General features: G+C 68.0%; 21 protein-coding genes. 8 read left to right on the top strand and 13 right to left on the bottom strand.

The window, feature by feature from the left end; genetic code table 11:
- Positions 1–6 precede the first annotated feature (6 nt).
- From lgt to ACTZWT_RS03860, 5 genes are all read left to right on the top strand, one after another.
- Entirely contained in the window at positions 7–870 is an 864-nt protein-coding gene (lgt, locus tag ACTZWT_RS03840; RefSeq protein WP_444768372.1) for a prolipoprotein diacylglyceryl transferase, read from the top strand.
- Positions 871–926: 56 nt separating this feature from the next.
- Positions 927–1,997: a class I SAM-dependent methyltransferase gene (locus tag ACTZWT_RS03845; protein ID WP_444768470.1), complete on the top strand. Its 1,071-nt coding sequence runs from the start codon at positions 927–929 to the stop codon at positions 1,995–1,997.
- Positions 1,994–2,761, top strand: a complete 768-nt coding sequence (gene pgeF / locus ACTZWT_RS03850) for a peptidoglycan editing factor PgeF (RefSeq protein WP_444768373.1) — start codon at positions 1,994–1,996, stop codon at positions 2,759–2,761. Before ACTZWT_RS03845 ends, pgeF begins: the two co-directional genes overlap by 4 nt.
- Positions 2,762–3,096: 335 nt before the next feature.
- Positions 3,097–3,723 (top strand): hypothetical protein, encoded by a 627-nt coding sequence (locus tag ACTZWT_RS03855; protein WP_444768374.1) that lies wholly within the window; start codon positions 3,097–3,099, stop codon positions 3,721–3,723.
- A 155-nt stretch (positions 3,724–3,878) separates the two neighbouring features.
- Positions 3,879–4,832 carry a ribose-phosphate pyrophosphokinase gene (locus ACTZWT_RS03860; protein ID WP_444768375.1) on the top strand — a complete coding sequence of 318 codons (954 nt, stop codon included), beginning with the start codon at positions 3,879–3,881 and terminating at the stop codon, positions 4,830–4,832.
- 261 nt (positions 4,833–5,093) lie between these two features.
- On the opposite strand, the gene ACTZWT_RS03865 is transcribed toward ACTZWT_RS03860, so the two are convergent.
- Positions 5,094–5,630 carry a 6,7-dimethyl-8-ribityllumazine synthase gene (locus ACTZWT_RS03865; RefSeq protein ID WP_444768376.1) on the bottom strand — a complete coding sequence of 179 codons (537 nt, stop codon included), beginning with the start codon at positions 5,628–5,630 and terminating at the stop codon, positions 5,094–5,096.
- A 354-nt stretch (positions 5,631–5,984) separates the two neighbouring features.
- On the opposite strand from ACTZWT_RS03865, the gene ACTZWT_RS03870 reads away from it, so the two are divergent.
- A complete protein-coding gene (locus ACTZWT_RS03870; RefSeq protein WP_322514240.1) occupies positions 5,985–6,485 on the top strand; it encodes a type III secretion system chaperone family protein in 501 nt (166 codons plus the stop codon).
- Between the two features lie 26 nt (positions 6,486–6,511).
- Positions 6,512–7,348 (top strand): pyrroline-5-carboxylate reductase, encoded by an 837-nt coding sequence (gene proC, locus ACTZWT_RS03875; protein WP_444768377.1) that lies wholly within the window; start codon positions 6,512–6,514, stop codon positions 7,346–7,348.
- Positions 7,349–7,656: 308 nt separating this feature from the next.
- Here proC and ACTZWT_RS03880 read toward each other — a convergent pair whose 3' ends face one another.
- From ACTZWT_RS03880 to ACTZWT_RS03890, 3 genes are all read right to left on the bottom strand, one after another.
- Positions 7,657–9,045, bottom strand: coding sequence for an ATP-binding protein (locus tag ACTZWT_RS03880; RefSeq protein WP_444768378.1), 1,389 nt, complete (start codon positions 9,043–9,045; stop codon positions 7,657–7,659).
- A gap of 292 nt (positions 9,046–9,337) precedes the next feature.
- A complete protein-coding gene (locus ACTZWT_RS03885) occupies positions 9,338–10,063 on the bottom strand; it encodes a response regulator (RefSeq protein ID WP_444768379.1) in 726 nt (241 codons plus the stop codon).
- Positions 10,060–10,632: a MarR family transcriptional regulator gene (locus tag ACTZWT_RS03890; RefSeq protein WP_444768471.1), complete on the bottom strand. Its 573-nt coding sequence runs from the start codon at positions 10,630–10,632 to the stop codon at positions 10,060–10,062. Before ACTZWT_RS03890 ends, ACTZWT_RS03885 begins: the two co-directional genes overlap by 4 nt.
- Before the next feature lie 280 nt (positions 10,633–10,912).
- On the opposite strand from ACTZWT_RS03890, the gene ACTZWT_RS03895 reads away from it, so the two are divergent.
- The gene (locus tag ACTZWT_RS03895; RefSeq protein WP_444768380.1) at positions 10,913–12,025 is read left to right on the top strand and encodes a branched-chain amino acid aminotransferase; all 1,113 of its coding nucleotides are present in this window, start codon (positions 10,913–10,915) and stop codon (positions 12,023–12,025) included.
- 323 nt (positions 12,026–12,348) lie between these two features.
- On the opposite strand, the gene mutL is transcribed toward ACTZWT_RS03895, so the two are convergent.
- The 9 genes from mutL to ACTZWT_RS03940 all read right to left on the bottom strand — a co-directional run bounded on the left by mutL (position 12,349) and on the right by ACTZWT_RS03940 (position 24,091).
- Positions 12,349–14,133: a DNA mismatch repair endonuclease MutL gene (mutL, locus tag ACTZWT_RS03900; protein ID WP_444768381.1), complete on the bottom strand. Its 1,785-nt coding sequence runs from the start codon at positions 14,131–14,133 to the stop codon at positions 12,349–12,351.
- 177 nt (positions 14,134–14,310) lie between these two features.
- Positions 14,311–14,730 (bottom strand): alternative ribosome rescue aminoacyl-tRNA hydrolase ArfB, encoded by a 420-nt coding sequence (arfB, locus tag ACTZWT_RS03905; protein WP_444768382.1) that lies wholly within the window; start codon positions 14,728–14,730, stop codon positions 14,311–14,313.
- Between the two features lie 206 nt (positions 14,731–14,936).
- The gene (locus ACTZWT_RS03910) at positions 14,937–16,319 is read right to left on the bottom strand and encodes a M16 family metallopeptidase (protein WP_444768472.1); all 1,383 of its coding nucleotides are present in this window, start codon (positions 16,317–16,319) and stop codon (positions 14,937–14,939) included.
- A 2-nt stretch (positions 16,320–16,321) separates the two neighbouring features.
- Positions 16,322–17,707 (bottom strand): M16 family metallopeptidase, encoded by a 1,386-nt coding sequence (locus tag ACTZWT_RS03915; RefSeq protein WP_444768383.1) that lies wholly within the window; start codon positions 17,705–17,707, stop codon positions 16,322–16,324.
- Positions 17,708–17,852: 145 nt separating this feature from the next.
- Positions 17,853–18,578, bottom strand: a complete 726-nt coding sequence (locus ACTZWT_RS03920) for a hypothetical protein (RefSeq protein ID WP_444768384.1) — start codon at positions 18,576–18,578, stop codon at positions 17,853–17,855.
- Positions 18,579–18,669: 91 nt separating this feature from the next.
- Positions 18,670–19,167 carry a signal peptidase II gene (gene lspA, locus ACTZWT_RS03925; protein ID WP_444768385.1) on the bottom strand — a complete coding sequence of 166 codons (498 nt, stop codon included), beginning with the start codon at positions 19,165–19,167 and terminating at the stop codon, positions 18,670–18,672.
- Positions 19,168–19,325: 158 nt separating this feature from the next.
- Complete coding sequence (gene ileS / locus ACTZWT_RS03930) at positions 19,326–22,370, bottom strand: isoleucine--tRNA ligase (protein ID WP_444768386.1); 3,045 nt, start codon at positions 22,368–22,370, stop codon at positions 19,326–19,328.
- A gap of 180 nt (positions 22,371–22,550) precedes the next feature.
- Positions 22,551–23,126 (bottom strand): sugar O-acetyltransferase, encoded by a 576-nt coding sequence (locus tag ACTZWT_RS03935; RefSeq protein WP_444768387.1) that lies wholly within the window; start codon positions 23,124–23,126, stop codon positions 22,551–22,553.
- A complete protein-coding gene (locus ACTZWT_RS03940; protein ID WP_444768388.1) occupies positions 23,123–24,091 on the bottom strand; it encodes a bifunctional riboflavin kinase/FAD synthetase in 969 nt (322 codons plus the stop codon). Before ACTZWT_RS03940 ends, ACTZWT_RS03935 begins: the two co-directional genes overlap by 4 nt.
- Positions 24,092–24,154 lie beyond the last annotated feature (63 nt).

The raw sequence follows: 24,154 nt of genomic DNA on the forward strand, positions 1-24,154 counted from the left end.
CCGACAATGCCATTTTTCGCCATCGCCTTCCCCGTATTCGATCCGGTGGCCCTCGCTGTCGGCCCGTTCGAGATCCGCTGGTATGCGCTGGCCTATATCGCCGGCATCCTGCTCGGCTGGCTGTACGCCCGGATGCTGCTGCAGCGGGAGCGGCTGTGGGGCGGGCCGGCGCCGATCACGCCCGTCCAGTTCGACGACTTCATCTTGTGGGTGACGATCGGCATCATTCTCGGCGGCCGCACCGGCTACGTGCTGTTCTACAATCTCGACTTCTTCATCGCGAACCCGGCCGAAATCTTCGTGCTGTGGAAGGGCGGCATGTCGTTCCACGGCGGCTTCATGGGCTGTGTGGTCGCGGTGATGCTGTTCGGCTGGAAGCGCAACGTCTCGATCGCCTCGCTCGGCGACATCACCTGCGCGGTCGGCCCGATCGGGCTGTTCCTCGGCCGGGTCGCCAATTTCATCAACGGCGAATTGTGGGGCCGGCCGGCGGATTCCACCGTGCCCTGGGCGATGGTGTTCCCGAATGCCGGGCCGCTGCCGCGGCATCCGAGCCAGCTCTATGAGGCCGGGCTCGAGGGGCTGGCGCTGTTCCTGATCCTGGCGCTGATGATCCGCGCCGGCGCCTTGAAGCGGCCGGGGCTGATCATCGGCGCGTTCCTCACCTTCTACGGGCTCGGCCGCATCATCGGCGAGTTCTTCCGCGAGCCCGATCCGCAGCTCGGCTTCCTGTGGGGCGGCACGACCATGGGGATGCTGCTGTCGGTGCCGATGGTGATCGCCGGAATCGTCGTGATGCTGGCGGCACGGCGCCGCGCCAGCGCGCCGCCGCAACCCGCCGGCGCAAAACCCGGCGAGGCGGTCAAGTGAGCGACGACTCGCCGCTGCTGGCGGAGATCAAGCGGCTGATCAAATCGACCGGCCCGATGCCGGTGTGGCGCTACATGGAGCTCTGCCTCGCCCATCCCGACTACGGCTACTACGTGTCGCGCGATCCGCTCGGCCGCGAGGGCGATTTCACCACCTCGCCCGAGATCAGCCAGATGTTCGGCGAACTGATCGGGCTGTGGACCGCATCGGTGTGGAAGGCCGCCGGCGAACCCGGCGTGTTGCGGCTGATCGAGATCGGCCCCGGCCGCGGCACCATGATCGCCGACGCGCTGCGCGCGCTGCGCGTGCTGCCGCCGCTGTACCAGTCGCTCAGCGTGCATCTGGTCGAGATCAACCCGGTGCTGCGCGAGAAACAGCAGGCGATGCTGGCCGGCATCCGCAACGTGCACTGGCACGAGCGTTTCGACGAGGTGCCGGAAGGCCCCGCGGTGGTGCTCGCCAACGAATATTTCGACGTGCTGCCGATCCATCAGGCGGTGAAGCGCGACGGCGGCTGGCACGAGCGCGTGGTCGAGATCAGCGCCAGCGGCGAGCTGGTGTTCGGCGTCGCCGAGGACCCGATCCCGCGCTTCGACCTGCTGCTGCCGCCGCTGGTGCGGATGGCGCCGGCCGGCGCGGTGTTCGAATGGCGGCCGGACAATGAGATCATGGCGATCGCCGCGCGGCTGCGCGACCAAAGCGGGGCGGCGCTGATCATCGATTACGGCCATGTCCGCAGCGACGTCGGCGACACGTTTCAGGCGATCGCGCGCCACTCCTTCGCCGACCCGCTGCAGAATCCCGGACGCGCCGACCTCACCGCGCATGTCGACTTCCAGGCACTGGGACGCGCCGCCGAGGATCTCGGCGCCCGCGTGCACGGCCCGGTGACGCAGGGCGAATTCCTCAAGCGGCTGGGGATCGAAACCCGCGCGCTGTCGCTGATGGCCAAGGCGAGCGCGCAGGTGTCCGAGGACATCGCCGGCGCGCTGAAGCGGCTGACCGGCGAGGGCCGCGGCGGCATGGGCGCGATGTTCAAGGTGATCGGCGTGTCCGATCCCGCCATCACCTCGCTGGTGGCGCTGAGCGACGACCTCGAGCGCGCCGCGGAGGGACAGAAGGCATGACGATCGCCTCGCAGCGGCTCGCCGCCGTCCCGGGCCTGCGCCACGCTTTCTTCAGCCGCGACGGCGGCGTCTCGCAGGGCATCTATGCCGGCCTCAATGGCGGCATCGGCTCCAACGACGACCCCGCGCATGTCGCCGAGAACCGACGGCGGATGGCGCGGACGATGGGGGTGCCGCCGGAGAGCTTCCTCACCGTCTATCAGGTGCATTCGCCCGATGTCGCGGTGGCGCAGGCCCCGTGGGACAACGCCGCGCGCCCGAAGGCCGATGCGATGGTCACGGCCACGCCGGGGCTGGCGCTCGGCGTCACCGCCGCGGATTGCGGGCCGGTACTGTTCGCCGACCCGGCGGCGCGGGTGATCGGCGCCGCCCATGCCGGATGGAAGGGCGCGCTGACCGGCGTGCTGGAAGCCACGCTCGACGCGATGGAAGGCCTCGGCGCCACGCGCGGCCGCGTCATCGCCGCGATCGGCCCCCTGATCCGCCAGCCGAGCTATGAAGTGGGCGCCGAATTCGTCGCGCGCTTCGCCGAGGCCGACGCCGGCTACGCCCGCTTCTTCATCCCGGCGGCGCGGCCGGGACACGCGATGTTCGATCTCGGCGGCTTCATCCGGATGCGGCTGGAAACGGCGGGGGTGGCGGCGGTCGACGACACCGGCATCGACACCTATCCGGACGAGAATTTCTTCAGCTACCGCCGCTCGGTGCACCGCGCCGAGCCCGATTACGGCCGCCAGATCCACGCCATCGTGCTGGAAGGCTGAGGCTCGCCGCCTCGCGAGGCCCCCGTCCGTCATTCCGGGGCGCCGCGCAGCGGCGAACCCGGAATATCGCAGCGCAAGCGCGTGGCACCCGAGCGTCCGTCATCGCAAGCGTCAGATTCCGGGTTCGCGCTGCGCGCGCCCCGGAATGACCGCTGCGGGGTGATTGGCAACAGTCCACTTCGCTGACATCTTTCATCAATTCCGACGGACGCCGGTGACGCGCTGCTCACCTCGGCAACGCCCGCAATTGCGCTGCCCTAGACCTTAACGGATTTTAACGATATCGCTTGCTCCGTCCGGCCGCCGCTCGGCCGCGCCTTCCGACGGAACCCGCCATGACAGTTCGCCCGCTCCGCCAGCCCGCTTTGCGCCTCGCGCGCGCCGTCCTGCTGCTGGGGCTGATGGGCGGATTGAGCGGCTGCGTCACCGAAGGCGGCGGCGCCGGGCCGATGGCGTCGGCCGGCGGCGGGTCGACCGTGGCATTCGAATCGATCGACGGCCCGCCGCCGCCCGTGTTCGACCGCATGGTGTCGGTGCTCGACAGCGAATCCAAGCTGCGCAACATCGCCGTGGTGTCGCGCGAAGGCGGCGCCGCCTATCGCATCCGCAGCTATCTCTCCGCACAGGTGCGTGGCAACCGCACCAACATCGCCTGGGTCTGGGACGTCTACGACCGCAACCAGCAGCGCACGCTGCGGCTGTCCGGCGAAGAGGCGACCGGCCGCTCCGGTCGCGATGCCTGGGGCCAGGCCGACGACACCGTGCTGCGCCGCATCGCCCAGGCCGGCTTCACCGGGCTGAGCGGTTTGGTGAACGGGACCTTACCGGCCGAACCGGCGACGCCCGCCCCGGCGGCGCCGAGCGAGCCGGCCTCGCGCGGGCCGGCGATCGCCAGCGCCGACACCAGCATCCCGACGAGCGACGCGCCGCCGGCGAGCTCCCTGAGTTTCGCCGCCCGCTGACCGCTACCTATGTCGAATCCGCATCGGAAAACCGCCTGCGACGGGTTGCCATCGCAGGCCGGCGGCTGATATCACCTCGCTCGCAAAGCGTCCGTTTTCATGAGTCATCCGATATGCTGAACGTTGTATCCACCGCGGCGAGGGGAAACGCGTCGATGTCGTGGAAAAACGGCTCCGTCAAGCTGGTCGCCGGCAATTCCAATCCGGCGCTGGCGCGCGACATCGCCTCGTGGCTGAACATGTCGCTGACCAAGGCCAGCGTTCGCCGCTTCGCCGACAACGAGGTGTTCGTCGAGATCCAGGAGAACGTCCGCGGCTCGGATGTCTACATCATCCAGTCGACGTCGTTCCCGACCAACGACCACCTGATGGAACTGCTGATCATCACCGACGCGCTGCGCCGCGCCTCGGCGCGCCGCATCACCGCGGTGATCCCGTATTTCGGCTACGCCCGCCAGGACCGCAAGGCCGGGGGACGCACGCCGATTTCGGCCAAGCTGGTCGCCAATCTGATCACCCATGCGGGGACGGATCGGGTGATGACGCTCGATCTGCACGCCGGCCAGATCCAGGGCTTCTTCGACATCCCGACCGACAACCTGTTCGCCTCGCCGGTGATGGTGCGCGACATCAAGGAGCGCTTCGACCTGTCGAAAGTCGCGGTGGTGTCGCCCGACGTCGGCGGCGTGGTGCGCGCCCGCGGCCTCGCCAAGCGCATCAACGCGCCGCTGGCGATCATCGACAAGCGCCGCGAACGCGCCGGCGAATCCGAAGTGATGAACGTGATCGGCGAGGTCGAGGGCTATACCTGCATCCTGATCGACGACATCGTCGATTCCGGCGGCACGCTGGTGAACGCCGCCGACGCGCTGCTCGCCAACGGCGCCAGGGACGTCTACGCCTACATCACCCACGGCGTGCTGTCCGGCGGCGCCTGCGCCCGCATCAATTCCTCGAAGCTGAAAGAGCTGGTGATCACCGACTCGATCCAGCCGACCGAGGCGGTCTGCAACAGCGCCAACATCCGCACGCTGTCGATCGCCTCGCTGATCGCCGAAGCGATCGGCCGCACCGCCTCCGAAGAGTCGGTGTCGAGCCTGTTCGACTGATAACTCGAAACTCTCGTTCGTCATTCCGGGGCGCGCGCAGCAGAATGAGGCTGCAAGAACTGCCCGAGTCGACTGACCGGACCTTCCTCCAGCATAGCCGTCATCCTGAGGTGCGAGCGCAGCGAGCCTCGAAGGATGATTGTCGCGCCTGTGAAACGGCAGCGGGGGCTCGTGGCCATCCTTCGAGGCCGTCGCTGCGCGACGGCGCCTCAGGATGACGGCGATCCTGCGGAGACGTCCGACAGACCGCTCAGTCGCGGGTTACACGATCCCCGCCGCCACCTGCCCTCTGAGCCGTTCGAGGCTGAGCAGTGTATCCGCGCAGGCGTGGGCGACTTCGGCGCCCTTGGCGGCGAAGTGCTGCCTGAAGAACGCGACCTGCGCGTCGCCGCTTTCGAACGCTTGCGGCGTCGCCACCGCCGAGAACACAGGCACCTCGGTGCGGAGCTGGACGTCCATCAGCGCCTTGATCACCGTTTCGGCGACGAAGCCGGTGAGGCCGCCGTCGACCACGAGACCGGCCGCGACGATCGCGGTGTAGCGCCGGGTCTTGGCGAGCGTCTGCACGTGCAGCGGAATTTCGAACGAGCCCGGCACCTCGAACAGATCGACCTGCGACGCGTCGACGCCACGCGCGACGATCTCGCGCGCGAACGCCTCCCAGCACTCCGCCACGACGTCGTGATGCCAGGACGACTGCACGAAGGCGACGCGCTGCGGCCGCGCGAACCGCGGATACGCTGCCGCGGGCGCAGACGGCGGCGGCGCGTCGGTGGGGTCGGTCACGGTGTCGGTCATCGGGGTCACTCGCCTGAGTTCTGGAACGAGCCTCAGGCTACCAGCGCGCGGCACCGAATCAAAGGTCGGCGGCGCGCCGCCGGACTCGCGACAGGTGAAATCCAACCACCGGACTCGGACGACGCGAATCCGATTCCGTTTTGTTCTTCGCGCAGACGATCGAACTGTGGACGGGCCGCGGTTTGGCTGTGGATGGGCCGGCCTCGGGATTGCACGGATTCGGCAAATCACATCATTTCATTTCTGCAACCTCGGTTCGTCCGGATCATGCGTTTGCAACGATCCACCGGGCACAGGCGCGTATCGGCCTGCCACATGCGTATCAGGCACATTCAAAGTGAAGGTCGAGACGGCATGGCCATCCTCGAAGGCGTCTTCGATTCCAGAAACAACCCGCTCGAGGCGGTCGAAGACATCGCCGCGTCGAACGATCTGGTGTTCGAACGATCCGGCGAAGACGAAATCACCATCGCGGCGAAGGGGCAGTGGACCGACTACACGCTGTCCTTCACCTGGATGAGCGAGATCGAGGCGCTGCATCTGGCCTGCGCCTTCGACATGAAGGTGCCGTCCGCACGCCGCAACGAGACCCAGCGGCTGATCGCCGCGATCAATGAGCAGCTCTGGGTCGGTCACTTCGATCTATGGACACATACCGGCACGATCATGTTCCGCCAGGCGCTGGTGCTGCCGGGCGGGCTGTCGGCGACCAGCGCGCAGTGCGAGACCATGCTGATCAGTTCGATCAGCGCTTGCGAGCGCTACTATCCGGCGATCCAGTTCACGGTATGGGCCGGCAAGACCGCGTCCGAAGCGATGTCGGCCGCGATGTTCGACACCGAGGGCGAAGCGTAACCGACCAGGCTTCGTTGGAGAGCCCCATGACGACCAAACCAGCTCCGCGGCCGCTCGCTCAGCTCGGCGGCAATCTCGTGCTCGCCGGCGCCGGCAAGATGGGCGGCGCGCTGCTCACCGGCTGGCTGGCACAGGGGCTCGACGGCGGCGAAGTCGTGGTGATCGACCCGCAGCCTTCCGACGAGATCCGCGCGCTGACCGGCCGCGGCGTCCGCCTCAACGCCTCGGCCTCCGACGTCGGCGCGGTGGCGACGATGGTGGTCGCGGTGAAGCCGCAGACCTTTGCCGGCGCCGCCGCCGCATTGCGCAGCTACGCCGGTCCGTCGACGCTGGTGGTGTCGGTGATGGCTGGCATTCCGATCGCGGCGCTCGCCGCGCAGATCGGCGGCCACGTCGTCCGCGCGATGCCGAACACGCCGGCGGCGATCGGCCGCGGCATCACGGTGGCGGTCGCAGCCAGCGACGTCACTGCTTCGCAACGCGCCACCGCGGATGCGCTGCTACGCGCCACCGGCGCGGTCGAATGGGTCGACGACGAGAGCCTGATCGACGCCGTCACTGCCGTCTCGGGCTCCGGGCCGGCCTATGTGTTCCTGCTCGCCGAAGAACTCGCCCGCGCCGGCGTCGCGGCCGGGCTGCCGGAGCAGCTGGCGATGACGCTAGCGCGCGCCACCGTCGCCGGCTCCGGCGAATTGCTGCACCGCTCCGAGCTCGACGCCGCGACGCTGCGCAAGAACGTCACCTCCCCCAACGGCACCACGGCTGCCGCACTCGACGTGCTGATGGCCGACGACGGCTTCCGCCCGCTGCTGACCCGTGCCGTCGCCGCAGCGGCGAAGCGGTCGCGGGAACTGGCGAAGTAAGCGACGCGTACAGGCGTCATGCGCGGGCTTTACCCGCGCATCCCTCGCGCGCGCAAGCGCGCGTTCCTCCATGCAGTGGCATTTCGCGAAGAGGATGGATTGCCGGGTCAAGCCCGGCAATGACAAGTGTTGGTATCAGTGTCCCAACCACCGTCATCGCCCGGCTCGACCGGGCGACCCGGTATTCCGGAGCGCTCAGTTCAAGTAATCGGCGTCTGGAATACTGGGCCACCCGCTTTCGCGGGTGGTGACGGTGGTGGATGGGGCGACGCCGACGAACGACACAAAATAGAACTACACAGATAGACCTACACCGGCACCCGCACCGTCGCGCGCAGTCCGCCCATCGGGCTGTCGCCGAGCGTGATGTCGCCGCCGTGCGAGCGGGCGATGTCGCGGGCGATGGCGAGGCCGAGGCCGGTGCCGCCTTCGTCCTGATTGCGGGCGTCGTCGAGCCGCAGGAACGGCTTGAACACTTCCTCGCGCATCGCCATCGGAATGCCGGGACCGTCGTCGTCGATCGTCACCGTGAGGTAGCGATGATCGCGCTGGCCGGCGATGGCGATGGCGTCGGCGTGGCGCGCGGCGTTCGACACCAGATTGGCGAGGCAGCGCTTGAACGCCGCCGGCTTCACCGTCACCACCGGCTGGCCGGAAAACGACACGGTGGCGATGTGGCCATGGCGCTCGGCGTCGTTGCGCAGTTCCTCCAGCGCCGCCGCCATGTCGGTCGGCTGCGCCCGCTCGCCGCTGTCGCCGCGCGCGAAGGCGAGATACGCTTCCAGCATCGCCCACATCTCGTCGACGTCCTTGCGCATCCCCTCGGTTTCCGGGGCGTCGCCGATCAGTTCGAGTTCGAGCTTGAAGCGGGTGAGGATGGTGCGCAGATCGTGGGACACGCCGGCCAGCATCGCGGTGCGCTGCTCGATCGCGCGCTCGACGCGGCTCTTCATCTCGATGAAGGCGTGCGCCGCGCGCCGCACCTCGCGGGCGCCGCGCGGCTTGAAGTTCGGCGCGTCGCGGCCCTTGCCGAAGCTCTCGGCGGCGTCCGCAAGCCGCAGGATCGGCCGGATCTGGTTGCGCAGGAACAGCACCGCGACGACCAGCAGCACCGTCGAGGTGCCGACCATCCACAGCAGGAAGATCTCCGAATTCGACGCATAGGCCGCGCTGCGCAGCGCGAACACCCGCATCACCGCATCGTCGAGCTGGATGCGGATTTCGACCAGGTTGGAGCGGCCGACGGTGTCGATCCAGAACGGCCGCGCGATCTGCTTGCTGATCTGTTTGCTGATCGACTGATCCAGCAGCGAGAAGAACGGCTTGCTGCCCGGCGGCGGCATCTCGCCCGGGCCGAGGAAATCCACCACCAGCCCGAGCCGGTTCTGCGCGATCCGGCGCAGCGCGGCGTTGTCCTTGTCCTGCGGGTAGCTCTTGTAGACGTCGATCAGCGCCGCGATGTCCTGCACCACCGCCGCCGACAGCCGCTGCGTCACCGTGTTCCAGTGCCGCTCCATGAACACGAAGGCGATCACCGATTGCAGCAGCACCATCGGCACGATCATGATCAGCAGCGCGCGGGCATACAGCCCCTTCGGCATGAAGTCGTTGAAGCGCTGCCCCATCCAGCCATTGGCCGCCGACACCCGCCGCGAGGCGGAGCGGATCAGCGTGAGGCCGGTGTCGAGCGTGCTCATGACGGCGCTCGTGGGGAGGTGTCAGCAAGTTTTCGAATAGGAGCATTGCTTCCGCCCCATGCACGGCGAGCTCCCTCGCCCCGTTCTTGCGGGGAGAGGGTCGGGGTGAGGGGCTGCGGCCGACCCGCGAATGCGGAAGCTGTGAGGAAGCGCCGTGCCAGGCCCCTCACCCGACCGGCTACGCTACGCTTCGCCGGTCGACCTCTCCCTGCGCAGGGCGGGGAGGGGTTGCGTCGTGCGTGGGGGAAGGCATTGCTCATATATCGCCGATCAAATTATCAGCCGACCAACGCTACGGCGCGGCGACCAGACGATAGCCGATGCCGCGGACGGCCTGGAGGAACAGCGGGTTGGCCGGGTCGCGCTCGATCTTGCGGCGCAGGCGGTTGATCTGCACGTCGACGGCCCGCTCATTGGCGTTGCCGCCGCCGCCGGTCAGATCGCCGCGCGGCACGGTCTCGCCGGGCGCCGCGGCCAGCACGCGCAGCATGTCGCGCTCGCGGTCGGTGAGATGGATCGTCTCGTCGCCCTGGCGCAGTTCGCCGCGCTCGATGTGAAACACGTAGGGACCGAACGCGATGGTCTCGGCCCTGCTCGCCGGCGCCGGCGAGGTGCGCTTCAGGATGTTGCAGATCCGCAGCAGCAATTCGCGCGGCTCGAACGGTTTGGCGACGTAGTCGTCGGCGCCGAGCTGCAGCCCCTCGATGCGGGCTTCGGCCTCGTGCCGCGCGGTCAGCATCACGATCGGCACGTCGGAATCGACCCGGATCGAGCGCGCCAGATCGAAGCCGGTCTCGCCGGGCATCATCACGTCGAGGATCAAGAGATCGAAATTCAGCCCGGCGAGCTTGGCGCGCGCGTCGGGCACGCTCTGCGCCGTGGTGACGCGATAGCCTTCGCTGGCGAGGAAGCGCGACAGCAGATCGCGGATGCGGCGGTCGTCGTCGACCAGCAGAAGATGCGGCGCATCGTCGGCGGGGCGGACCGGCTTCTTCGCCAGGGCTGCTAGCTGGATCACGTGACATCCTTCGCGATGGCGCCGTCGGATTGCAGAATGGTCTGGAGCACCTTGTCCGGATCTTCGCAATCGATCATGGCGCGCAGGAATTTACGCACGGCCTCCGCTTCGCCCGGACCGAGACCGCGCAGCGCGCGTGCAATCCGGTCGGTCTGCAGGCCGGCGAGTTTCACCACCAGCGCCTCGCCCTTTGCGGTGGCGAAAAGAAGGCGCTGGCGGCGGTCGCTGTCGCCGGCCTTCTGCACGATGTAACCCTCGTCGAGCAGTTGCTTCAGCACCCGCCCGAGCGACTGCTTGGTGATGCGCAGCACGTCGAGCAGATCGGCGACCGTCAGCCCCGGATAGCGGCAGACGAAATGCACCACCCGGTGATGCGCGCGGCCGAACCCGAACGCCTCCAGCACGTGGTCGGCATCGCCGACGAAGTCGCGATAGGCGAAGAACAACAGCTCGATGATGTCCCACCGCGGCGGCGCAACCGACGCAACCGACGCATCCGCCGGGCGGCTCGGCGCCGCGAACGCGGCGCTCTCGCCTTGCAGGTAGCCGTTGAAATTTATGTCAGCCATGTTGACATATCTGGGTCTTATGTTACAAAACGGCCGACCAAGACGAAATATTCGACTATTCCGCTTGCGACCCTTCCCCGCGCGGTCCGATAACCAGATGCGGCGAAACGGCGTGCATGCGAATGTCGGACGGCTTGGCCGAAACATAGCGGAGTTCGCAGGATCCGCCAAAACAATGTCTCCCGGCGCGGGCCGGGACCGAACCACCCAGCGGCCGGCATCAGCCGGGCTCGCGCAACCACGGCCACCGGCAGGCGCGCCGATCCAGGAGATCACGTCCATGGGAATCTCGTTCGACAAGGTCGACGGCTCGGTCTGGCTGAATTTCGACATCCAGCCGTCGGCGCAGCCGACGCCGGAGACGGATCGAACCGCGAAGCTCGCCGACCCGGGCTTCGGCCGCGTCTTCACCGACCACATGGCGATCGTCCGCTACGATCAGGCCAAGGGCTGGTACGGCGCACGCGTCGAATCCCGCGCCAACTTCCCGCTCGATCCGGCGACCGCCGTGCTGCACTACGCGCAGGAGATCTTCGAGGGCCTGAAGGCCTACAAGCGCGCCGACGGCGGCGTGAACCTGTTCCGGCCCGACGCCAATGCACGGCGCTTCCGCGATTCCGCCGACCGCATGGCGATGGCGCAACTGCCCGAGCCGGTGTTCATCGAGGCGATCGAGCAACTGATCCGGATCGACCGCGACTGGATTCCCGGCGGCGACGGCAGCCTGTATCTGCGGCCGTTCATGATCGCGAGCGAAGTGTTCCTCGGCGTCAAGCCGTCGGCGGAATACATCTTCGCGGTGATCGCCTCGCCGGTCGGCTCGTACTTCAAGGGCGGGCCTGCGCCGGTGTCGATCTGGGTGTCGGAGAACTACACGCGTGCCGCGATCGGCGGCACCGGCGGCGTCAAATGCGGCGGCAACTACGCGGCATCACTGCGCGCCCAGGCCGAGGCGATCGAACACGGCTGCGATCAGGTGGTGTTCCTCGACGCGATCGAGCGCCGCTACGTCGAGGAGCTCGGCGGCATGAACGTGTTCTTCGTGTTCGACGACGGTTCGCTGTCGACGCCGCCGCTCGGCACCATCCTGCCCGGCATCACCCGCGATTCGATCATCGCGCTGGCGCGGCAGGCGGGCCGGACCGTGCGCGAGGAGGCCTACACGATCGAGCAGTGGCGTGCCGACGCCGCCAGCGGCAAGCTCAAGGAGGCGTTCGCCTGCGGCACCGCGGCGGTGATCTCGCCGATCGGCACGGTGCGCTCGGCCAGCGGCGACTTCACCATCAGCGGCGGCGCCGCCGGCGAGGTCGCGATGGGCCTGCGCAAGCAGCTCGTCGACATCCAATACGGCCGCGCCGAGGACAAGCACGGCTGGATCCGGGACGTGGCGTAAGCCGCTTCACCAACGTCGATTCATTCCGGGGCGCGCACGACGTGAGCGAACCCGCAGCGCCACCTCTCCCGCTTGCGGGAGAGGTCGGATCGCGCAGCGATCCGGGTGAGGGCACTCCTCTCGGCGAGCGATGACTCACTGCCTGGGGCGCCCTCACCCCAGCCCTCTCCCGCAAGCGGGAGAGGGAGCGCGTTGTGCTTGGGGCTTGAGCAGCGACCAGAGCTTTTCCGGTTCTGATAGAATCAGAACCGGAGCTCTAGATTCTTGATTTGACGCGTTTTCTTCACGCGAACCGGCATCCACTTCGCTCGAAAACGCTATAACTACCTCCGCCCGAACAGCTTCTCGATATCGGTCAGCGTCAGTTCGACATAGGTCGGGCGGCCGTGGTTGCATTGGCCGGAATTCGGCGTCGATTCCATCTCGCGCAGCAACGCGTTCATCTCTTCGGGTTTGAGCACGCGCCCTGCCCGCACCGAGCCGTGGCAGGCCATCGTGGCGGCGACGTGCATCAGGCGGCGCTCCAGCGGCAGCGCTTCGTCCCACTCGGCCATGTGCTCGGCGAGATCGCGCAGCAGCGACGCCGCGTCGGTCTTGCCGAGCAGCGACGGCGTCTCGCGCACCGCCACCGCGCCGGGGCCGAAGCTCTCGACCACGAGGCCGAATTGCGCCAGTTCGTCGGCGCGGGCGACCAGGCGCTCGACCGTCGCCTCGTCCATCTCGACGATGTCGGGGATCAGCAGGATCTGGCGCTGAACGCCATTGGCGTCGAGCGAGGCCTTCAGCCGCTCGTAGACGATGCGTTCATGCGCGGCGTGTTGATCGACCACGATCAGCCCGTCGCGGGTCTGCGACACGATATAGGTCTCGTGGATCTGGGTCCGCGCCGCGCCGAGCGGCCGGTCGAGCAGATCCGGCGCGGCGTCGTGCGGGCGGACATCCGCGCTCGGCCCGCCGACGTCGAACGCGGCCTGCGGGCGCTCGGCGAAGACGGGTGCGCCGCCGCCGACCGGATAGGACGGCGAGGCGCGCCAGTCCCAATTCGCCGCCGGCATCGACGCCGGACGGAATGTCGAGATCACGCTGCCTGCGCTGTTGGCGGCGGTGCGGCGGCCCTCGCGGGCGAGCCCCTCTTTCAGCGCGTGGACGATCAGCCCGCGCACCAGGCCGGCGTTGCGGAAGCGGACCTCGGTCTTGGCCGGATGCACATTGGCGTCGACCTCGCGCGAATCCAGCGTGACGAACAGCGCCACCACCGGATGGCGGTCGCGCGGCAGATAGTCCGCGTAAGCGGCGCGCACCGCGCCGAGGATCAGCTTGTCGCGCACCGGCCGGCCGTTGACGAACAGATATTGCCCGAGCGCGTTGGCGCGGGTCAGCGCCGGCGACGCGGCGAAGCCCTCGACCGCGACGCCTTCGCGTTCCGAGCGGACCTCGATGGCGTTGGCGCGGAAATCCGCGCCGAGAATGTCGCCGAGCCGCGTCAGCCGGCCCGGCGCGCCGGGCAGCGCCGCCGCCCAGGTGACGGGCGCGCGTTCTTCGCCGGCGAGCGTGAAGGCGATGTCGGGTCGCGCCATTGCGAGGCGCCGCACCACTTCGCGGACCGCCTCGGCCTCGGTGCGGTCGGTCTTGAGAAATTTCAGCCGCGCCGGCGTGGCGAAGAACAGATCGGCGACCTCGACGCGGGTGCCTTGCGACAGCGCCGCCGGCACGAGCTCCGATTTGTCGCCGCCCTCGACGCTGAGCGCCCAGGCGTGCGGCTCCCGCGCATGGCGGGTGGTGATCGACAGCCGCGCCACCGCCCCGATCGACGGCAGCGCCTCGCCACGGAAGCCGAGGGTGCGGATCTGCAGCAGATCCTCGTCGTCGAGTTTCGACGTCGCGTGGCGGTCGACCGCCAGCGCGAGATCGGCCTGCGTCATGCCGGCGCCGTCGTCGGCGATCACGATCTTCCGTCGGCCGCCGCCGTCGCTGAAGATATCGATCCGACTCGCGCCGGCATCGATCGCGTTCTCGACCAGCTCCTTCACCACGCTCGCCGGCCGCTCCACCACCTCGCCGGCGGCGATGCGGTTGACGATGGTTTCGGGGAGCTGGCGAACGGGCATGGGAACCGGGCGACTCGTGTGTGTGTGAGCGGTGACTTTAGAGAAGCCGGCCGCCGGCGTCAGCCACGGACGCAGTCCCCTCCTTCTTCGTCATTGCGAGCGCAGCGAAGCAATCCAGCTCCGTGCACGGGGCTCCTGGATTGCTTCGTCGCTTCGCTCCTCGCAATGACGCCCCCCTCAATCGTCGAAGCTTCTGCCGCTGCGGCCGGCCTTGATGTCGCCGCGGCGTTTCTTGCCTTCGAGGCGGCGCTTCTTGGAGCCGAGCGTCGGCCGCGTCGCGCGGCGCGGGACCGGGCGCACCATGGCTTCGCGCAGCAATTCGAGCAGGCGGTCGATCGCATCCGCCTTGTTGCGCTCCTGGGTGCGGAAGCGCTGGGCGTGGATGACGATGACACCCTCCTTGGTCATGCGCTGGCCGGCGAGACTGATCAGCCGCAACGCGGCGTCCTCCGGCAGCGCGATCTTCGTGGTGTCGAAGCGGAGCTGGGCGGCGGTCGACAGCTTGTTGACGTTCTGGCCGCCGGGGCCGGACGCGCGCACGAAGCTGATCTCGATGTCGTCGTCGTCGATCGCAAGATTGCGGCTGATCCGCAGCATGGGGCACCGGATAATTCGTCAAGAGCCCGGCGCAGGCGCCGGGCCGAACCAGCACTGCCTGTAGCACATTCGGATGAAGCGGGACGACTGCGGAACCGGGCCTCTGCCGAATAACACAGCCTCTCCTCGCGCCGCGGCGCGCTCCCTCTCCCCGCCTGCGGGGAGAGGTTAGGCAGCGCCCGCTGAAAGCGTTAATTCGCGCGAAGCTAATTCGCCCGTGGCGGCGGCGGGGTGCCGGCGGGTTTCACGGCGTTCGGATCGGCGGCGGCCTGCGGGGTGCGGCCGACCACCACGGTCAGCAGGCCGTCGGACCACAGCCGTTTGGCGGCGCGTTTGGCGTCGTCGAGCGTCACCGCGTCGACGATGGCGTTGCGCCTGGCGATGTAGTCGATCGGCAGGCCGTCGTTCTGATATTGCAGCAGCGCCTGGGCGAGCTTCGCCGAGGTGTCGAGCGACAGCATCTGCGAGCCCTTGAGATACGACTTCGCCTCGTCGAGTTCCTGCTGGGTCGGGCCCTCGTCGGCGATCCGCTTGATCTCGGCGTCGATCGCCTCGATCGACTGCGTCGCGCGGTCGGCGCGGGTGCCGGTGGCGCCGGTGAACAGCGCCGAATGCTGCATCCACAGCATCGAGACGTAGATCGAATAAGCCAGACCGCGCTTCTCGCGAACCTCGCGATACAGCCGCGACGACAGCGAGCCGCCGCCAAGGATGTGGTTGACCACATAGCCGGCCATGAAATCCGGATCGTGACGCTTGAGGCCGGGGCCGCCGAACATCACCACGGTCTGCGGCACGTCGAGCGGCACGAAGCTGCGCTGCGGCGGCTTGGTGGCGACGATGTCGGCCACCGGCGTGAGCTGCGCCTTGGCCGGCAGGCTGCCGAAGGTGTCGTCGAGCAGTTTCGCCAGCGTCGCGGCGTCGACATCGCCGACCACGGCGATCTTCAGCGTGTCCTTGGCCAGCACGCGGCCCGCATAGGTCTTCATGTCGTCGACGGTGACCTTCGGCAGGCTCTCCAGCGTGCCGGTCGAAGGCCGGCCATAGGGATGATCGCCGAACGCGAGTTCGAGAAACTTGAGGGTCGCCATGGTGTTCGGGTCGAGCGACTTGCGGCGCAGCGTCGAGATCAGTTGCGCGCGGATGCGCTCGACGTCTTTCGCCTCGAACCGCGGCGCGGTCAGCGAGGTGTGCAGCAGACCGAACGCCTCGTCGCGGTTTTCCGTCAGCATCCGCAGCGAGCCGCGGAAAGTGTCGCGGGTGACGGCGTAGGACAGTTCGATGGCGCGGCGGTCGAGCCGCTCGTGGAACGTCGCCGAGTCCATGTCGCCCGAACCTTCGTCGAGCAGATTCGCCACCATGTGGCCGACGCCGGGCTTGTCGGCCGGATCCTGGCTGGCGCCGCCGCCGAAGGAATACTCCATCGAGATCAGCGGCACGGTGGCGTCCTGCACGAACCAGGCATGGATGCCGCCGGGCGTGACCAGATTCTGGATCTTCGCCGCGGCGAAGCTCGGCGCCGCCGGCAGCGCGGCGGCGAGCGCGATAGCGGCGGTAAGCGCCAGACGTTTGATCGAGCGGAAGGCCATGATCACGAGCGCTTCTCCTCGGGCTTCGGCAGCGTGCCCTTGACCAGATAGCCGGTGACGGATCGGTTGCGGTCGAGGAATTGCTGCGCGACGGCGCGGACCTGATCCGAGGTGACGGCGCGGATGCGCTGCGGCCAGGTCTGGATGTCCTGAACGGTGAGGCCCGAGGTCACCGCGGTTCCGTACCAGCGCGCCAGCGTCGTCTGGTTGTCCTGCGCGTAGATCGACTGCGCGATCAGTTGCGTCTTGACCCGTTCGAGGTCTTCGGACCGAACCGGATGGCGCACGATCTCGGCGATCACATTGTCGATCGCCTTCTCGATCTCGGAGAATTCGACGCCCGGCTTCGGCGTCGCCGCGACGATGAAGTGGGTGTCGTCGAGCGCGGTGCCTTGATAGTTGGCGCCGACATTGATCGCGAGCTGGCGGTCGATCACCAGCGCGCGATACAGATAGGAGTTGCTGCCGCCGCCGATCAGTTGCGCCAGCACTTCGAGCGCCGGGCTCTCGCCCTTCGCCGCGGTGTGGGCCGACGGCACCAGATAATAGCGCCGCACGCTGGGCTGCTCGACCCGCGGATCGGCCAGCGTCACGGTGCGCGGGCCGGCGGGCGCCGGCTCCTGCGGCCGCACCCGCTGCGCCGGGATCGCCGGCTGCGCCGGCACCGCGCCGTAGATCCGTTCGATCGCCGGCCGGATCGCATCGGCATCGACGTCGCCGGCGATCACCAGCGTGGCGTTGTTGGGCGCGTAGAAGCGGCGGTAGAACGCCAGCGCGTCCTCGCGGTCGAGCTTCTGGATCTCCTGCAGCCAGCCGATCACCGGGCGGCCATAGGGATGATTGAGATACAGCGCCGCCATGATCTGCTCGGTGAGCCGCGCATCGGGATTGTTGGCGACCCGCATGTTGTATTCCTCGAGCACGACGTCGCGCTCGGGCAGCACGTTCTCGTCCTTCAGCACCAGGCCGGTCATGCGGTCGGCTTCGAACTCCATCATCCGCTCGAGCTGATCGCGCGGCACGCGCTGATAGTAGCCGGTGTAGTCGAACGAGGTGAAGGCGTTCTCGTTGCCGCCGACCTTCAGCACCGTCTGCGAAAACTCGCCGACCGGGTGCTTGGCGGTGCCCTTGAACATCAGATGCTCGAGAAAATGCGCCAGCCCGGACTTGCCCGGCGTCTCGTCGGCGGAGCCGACCTTGTACCAGATCATCTGCGTCACCACCGGGGTGCGGTGATCCGGGATCACCACGACGTTCAGGCCGTTGCCGAGCGTGAAGGTGGCGGGCGGATTGGCGGGGGCGGTTTGAGCGGCGGCCGGGGCTGCGAGCAGCAGCGCCGTCGCGAGGACGGCGAACGCGGCGCGCGGACGGAAGACGGATATATTCATGTCGAAGCAATCATCCCGGTAGGAGAGATCGGATCGGGCCGTCGGCAAGCCGCAGCCGCCCGCCGTTCGAGGGCGCGGCGCGGCGAAAGATCGAGGCAACCCGGCACGGCAGCCGGCAGGAGAAAGGGCGCCAAACGGCCCCGGCTCAATAGGTGACTTCTTTGCCCGACATCACGTCGATGCGCTTGTTGCCGAGCGCTTCCTTCGGGCCGGTGCCATAGGCGAAATTCGGCGACGGGGTCTGATAGCCGACCGGCGGCTGCGTCAGCGTCTCGCGGGTCGGCTCGCCGGTGAACGGCGCGGTTTCCGTCTTGTTGCCGCCGAACAGGCTGCTGAAGCTGCCGGTGAAGCCGAGCTGCGACGGGCTCAGGATCGGGTTGTTCTGCTGGGTGCCGGGCTGAACCGGATCGCTATTGGTGCCCTTGCTGGCGTCGGCGCGAACCGAATTCAGCTCAGACGGCGTCAATTGCCGGGCCGATTCGATCGGCGTCGGCTTGCTCTGGCGGGCGGCGGAGCGGGCTTCCTTGCGCGCCTGCACATCGGGGTCCTTGGGCCAGTTCGGCGGCGCGTTGACGTCCTTGGCGACGACTTCCGGCGGCGGCAGCTCGAGCTGGCGCGGCACCACCAGCGGCGAGCGCTCGCGATAGTTGATGCCGGAATTTTCCATATTGGTGGCGCCGATGCCGCCCATCAGCCCCTTGATGATCTTCTCTTCGAAGGTCAGGTCGTCGTTGTCGCCGTCCTCGGCGCGCGCCACGCCGCCGGCCATCACCAGACCGATGCCGAGCGCGACGGCCGTCAGTCGGGTGACACGCAGCATCGCCGCGGGCGACTTCTGCAGCATCCAGAAGGTGGTTGCGATCTGGCGCATGGCGTTGATCCTGTTCACGTCCTGTGGATTGACCGCCGGCCGCAGAACGAACGCCGGCCGGCCTTCGCCGCGCTGCCCGTATCGGCCGGGATCAGGGCGCTTTTGCGGCGCTTGCCCCGAAGAAGGAGTCATACAGCAGCGCCGCCACGCCGACAACGATCGCCGTATCGGCAAGGTTAAACACGTACCAGCTATAGGTTTTTCCGGCGATCTCGGCGTGAAACAGGGCGAAATCGACCACCGCGCCATAGGCCAGGCGATCGATCGCATTGCCGATCGCGCCGCCGATGATCAGACCGAGACCGATGGTCGCAAGCCGGGTGGTGGAGCGCGCCATCCAGATCGCCAGCGCCACGATCGCCACCGCCTTGAAGGCCAGCATGATCGCCTGCCCGGTCGGCCCCTGGCCGGAAAACCACCCATAGGAGATGCCGGTGTTCCAGGCGAGCACCAGGTCGAAGAACGGCGTGACGCTGACCAGGCCCTTGCGGCCGAGATCGAACACGTAGAGCAGCCACAGCTTGGTCGCCTGATCGAGCACCAGCGCGACCACGGCGGCGAGGATGCCGAGGCGGACGGGCGAGGTCATGGTGCGGCGCCCGCCCCGTGACGTGGCGTCGTCCCCGCGCAGGCGGGGACCGATACGCCGTATCGGTCCAGTTCAGACGAGGCGTCGGTCATCGGCTTGGGCTCGAAGGCAGGCGTCAGGGGTTATGGGTCCCCGCCTGCGCGGGGACGACGAGAGCTTTAGACCGGAGCGCCCAGCGCCTTCCACTCGCGCAGCGCCTTGGCGTCGCGCGGGGAGACGTCGGGATACTCCGGGTCGCTGCCGACGCTCGACAGGATCTTCCACGACCGCGCGCATTTGGTGCCTTGCGCGCGCTCGACCACCACGGCGACGCCGGTCACGTTGTCGAGCCGGAACGCGCCCTCCGGGGCGTCGCCTTCACGGATCTCGTAGTTCGAGGTGATGCAGATCTCGGCGAGGTCGGCGTCGAACACCGTCGCCAGCAGCGGGCGGTCGGCGAGGTAGATCACCGGCGAGGCTTCCAGCGACGAGCCGATCCGCTTGGCGGCGCGTTCCAGTTCCAGCGCGCCGGTGACGACGCGGCGGACGCTGCGGATGGTCTCCCACTTCTTCGCCAGTTCGTCGTCGCGATAGGCGCCGAGGTCGAGCGGGAACAGCGTCAGATGCACGCTCGGCTCGGCGCCGGGCCGGTACATGCCCCAGGCTTCGTCGGCGGTGAAGGACAGCACCGGCGCCAGCCATTTCAGGATCGCGTCGCAGATGATGTCGATGGCGGTCAGCGCCGCCTTGCGGGCCGGCGACGACGGCGGGTCGCAATACAGCGTGTCCTTGCGGATATCGAAATAGAACGCCGACAGTTCGGTGTTCATGAACGCCGCGAGCGACGCCACCACGGTCTTGTAGTCGAACTCCGCATAGGCGGCGCGCACCACGGCGCTCTGCTCGGCGAGCTGATGCAGCATCAGCCGCTCCAGCTCGGGCATGTCGGCGAATGCCACCGCCTCGTCGCGCTTGTAGTGATGCAGCGTGCCGAGCATCCAGCGGACCGAATTGCGCAGCTTGCGATAGGTCTCGACCACGTTCTTGAGGATCTCGGGGCCGATGCGCTGATCGTCGGCGTAGTCGGTGGCGCACACCCACAGCCGCAGGATGTCGGCGCCGGACTGCGCGATCACCTTGGCCGGATCGGTGGTGTTGCCGAGCGACTTCGACATCTTGCGGCCCTGCTCGTCGAGCGTGAAGCCGTGGGTCAGCACCACGTCGTAGGGCGCGCGGCCGCGGGTGCCGCAGCTCTCCAGCAGAGAGGAATGAAACCAGCCGCGATGCTGGTCCGAGCCTTCGAGATACATCACGGTGTCGGCGCCGCCGTCGACCTTGCGGCGGATGCCGGCGAGGCCGGGGAAGTGAACCGGATCTTCCAGCACGAAAGCGTGGGTCGAGCCCGAGTCGAACCAGACGTCGAGAATGTCGTCGACCTTCTGCCACGCCTCGTTGGCCCGCGAACCGAGGAAACGCTCGCGCGCGCCCTCCATGTACCAGGCGTCGGCGCCTTCGGCTTCGAAGGCTTCGGCGATCCGCATGTTGACGGCGTCGTCGACGAGGATCTCGGCGGAGCCGTCGCCGGTCTCGCGCACGAACACCGCGATCGGCACGCCCCAGGCGCGCTGCCGCGAGATCACCCAGTCGGGCCGGCCGGCGATCATGCCGGTGATGCGGTTCTGCCCGGCGGGCGGCACCCATTGGGTGACGGAGATCGCCTGCAGCGCGCGGGCGCGCAGCGTGTCGCCGGTCTTCGCCGCTCGGCCATCGGCGATGTCCTTGTCCATCGCGATGAACCATTGCGGCGTGTTGCGGAAGATCACCGGCTTCTTCGAGCGCCACGAATGCGGATATTGGTGCTTGAGCTTGCCGCGCGCCACCAGCATCCAGGCCCCGATCAGCGCCTGGATCACCGCCTCGTTGGCGTCGCCCTTTTCGCCCTTGTCGTTGATCACCCGCTTGCCGGTGAAGCCGGGCGCCTGCTCGGTCAGCGCGCCGTTCTCGTCGACGGTGTAGGGAATCGTCGACGAGATGCCGCGCGCCTCGAGCGCACGCGCATTTTGCGTCCAGATGTCGAAATCCTCGCGGCCGTGGCCGGGCGCGGTGTGCACGAAGCCGGTGCCGGTGTCGTCGGTGACGTGGTCGCCGTCGAGCAGCGGCACGGTGAACTCGTAGCCGCCGGCGAATCCGCGCAGCGGATGCGCGCATTGCATCGCCTTCAGCACGCTGGCTTCGACCGTCGAGACTCTCTCATACGCAACGACCCGCGCCTGCTTGAGCACGCTCTCGGCCAACGCATCGGCAAGAATATAGAGGTCGCCGACCTTGGCCCAGTTGTCGCCAGGAGCATCGGTGACCTTGTAGAGGCCGTATTCGATCCGGGACGAGAAACTGATCGCGCGGTTGCCCGGGAGCGTCCAGGGCGTCGTCGTCCAGATCAGCACCGAAGCATTGTCCGACGCCAGACCATTGGCGGCGCCGATGTCTTCCGAAGGCCACGCCGCGCCATCGCCGACCACATGGGTCGCAGGAAACTTCACCCAGACCGTATCGCTGGTGTAGTCCTCGTACTCGACCTCGGCTTCGGCCAGCGCGGTCTTTTCGACCACGCTCCACATCACCGGCTTGGAGCCGCGATACAGCGTGCCGTTGGCGGCGAATTTCATCAGTTCGCGGGCGATCTGGGCCTCGGCGAAGTAGTCCATCGTGGCGTAGGGATGATCCCAGTCGCCGATGATGCCGAGCCGCTTGAACTCCTCGCGCTGGACGTTCAGCCACTTCGTCGCGTAGGCGCGGCATTCCTTGCGGAACGCGACCATCGCGGCCGAATCCTTGAAGTTCGGCTTCGGCTTGCCCTTGGAGCGGTAGTTCTCCTCCTCGATCTTCCATTCGATCGGCAGGCCGTGGCAGTCCCAGCCCGGCACATAGTTGGAGTCGAACCCCAGCATCTGCTGGCTCTTGGTGACGACGTCCTTGAGGATCTTGTTCAGCGAATGCCCGATATGGATGTTGCCGTTGGCGTAAGGCGGGCCGTCGTGCAGCACGAATTTGGCGCGGCCCCGGGCGCTCTCGCGCAGCTTGCCGTAGAGGTCGATCTCCTCCCAGCGCTTGAGCAATTCCGGCTCGCGGGCCGGCAGCCCGGCGCGCATCGGAAACTCCGTCTGCGGCAGGTACAGGGTCTTGGAATAGTCGTTGGCGTCGGATTTTTCGGGCTTGTCGGACATGGAAGCTCTGGGTCAAGAGGCGCTGACGCGATCGATCGCGATGAAATAGGCGGGTCCCGGTCTTGCGCCGAACTCGAAGCTCAGGCGGAAGCCGGGCCGCTAATGCTGATGATGAGGCGCCGTGCAGACATGCGGGCATTCATTAGCAGGCGGTCGCAGGATCGCAAAGCCCCGCGGCGGTCATCCTTGCGGCTGGCCCGAGCCTCGCCCGAGCGGCCTCGCCGGGTTGCCGCCCACTGTCGCCCCCGGCGCGACGTCGCGGGTGACGACGCTGCCGGCGCCGATCACGGCGCCGTCGCCGATCGTGAGGCCCGGCAGGATGATCGAGCCGCCGCCGATCCAGACGTCGGCGCCGATCGTCACCGGCCGACCGAATTCGAGGCCGTCGCGGCGGGTCGCCGCGTCGCGCGGGTGGTCGGCGGCGTAGATCTGCACCGCCGGGCCGATCTGGGTGCGGTCGCCGATCGACACCGGCATGATGTCGAGGATCACGCAGTTGAAATTCAGGAACACGCCGTCGCCGAGCCGGATGTTGTAGCCGCAGTCGCAGAAGAACGGCGGCCGGACCACGGCGCCCTTGCCGACACGGCCGAAATGCTCCGACAGCAGCACATGCCGCTCCGACGCCGGCAGCGCGCCGGTGGCGTTGTAGCGCACGATCCAGGCCTTGTTGGCGGCCTCGCCGGCGGCGAGCTCGGGGCTGCCGGGGCGATACAACTCGCCCGCCAGCATCTTCTCTTTCTCGGTTTTCGTCACGCGATGTCGCCGAGCTTGGGGAACGCGCCACGGTCGGCGGCGAGCGCGGCGCGGGCGCGGGCCGAGTCGTCGTCCATCTGCCGCACCAGCGACTCGATGCTCTCGAACTTCTCCTCGTCGCGGATGAAGGCGATGAAGGCGACGTCGAGCGTTTCGCCGTAGAGCTGCTCGCTGAAGTCGAACAGAAAGATCTCCAGCAGCGGCGCGCCGTTGTCGAAGGTCGGGCGGCGGCCGAAATTCGCCACCGCGTCGTAGTGCCTGGCGCCGCGGCCGACCCGCACCGCATAGATGCCGTGCTTGAGGCCGCATTGCGCATCGAGCCGGATGTTGGCGGTGGGATAGCCGAGCTCGCGGCCGCGCTTCTCGCCGTGGATCACCTCGCCGGTGACGAACCACGGCGCGCCGAGCATCTCGGTCGCGGCGGCGATATGGCCCTCCTCCAGCGCCCTGCGGATCGCGCTCGACGACACCGGATGATCGCCGAAATCGATATGCGGCTGGACGTCGACCTCGATGCCGAGCGCCGGCGCCTCGCCGACCAGCATCGCCGGCGAGCCGCCGCGGCCCTTGCCGAAATGGAAGTCGTAGCCGACCGCGATGCCCTGCACGCCGAGCCGGCCGATCAGCTCGCCGTGGATGAAATCATGCGCCGTGGTGGCCGCGCGGGCGGCGTCGAAACGCAGCACGACGGCGCCGTCGAGGCCCGTGCCGGCGAGGAGCCGGAGCTTGGCGGGCTCGTCGGTCAGCCGGAATTGCGGGGTGTCGGGGCTGAAGAATTTGCGCGGATGCGGCTCGAACGTCACCGCCAGCGCCGGCGCGCGCTTCACCCGCGCCATCTCGAGGCAGGCGCCGATCACGGCGCGATGACCCAGATGCACGCCGTCGAAATTGCCCATCGCCACCACCGCCCCTTTCGGGATGGCGGACGCGGGGGTGTCGTCGCGGATCACGGCAAAACCAGTCATGTCGGATTTCAATTCATCGCTTCGGAGGTGGGAGCGCGACGGTGACGCGGAGCGATACGCGAA

It is taken from the genome of Rhodopseudomonas sp. NSM, from assembly GCF_052445935.1.
Classification (GTDB): Bacteria; Pseudomonadota; Alphaproteobacteria; order Rhizobiales; family Xanthobacteraceae; genus Rhodopseudomonas.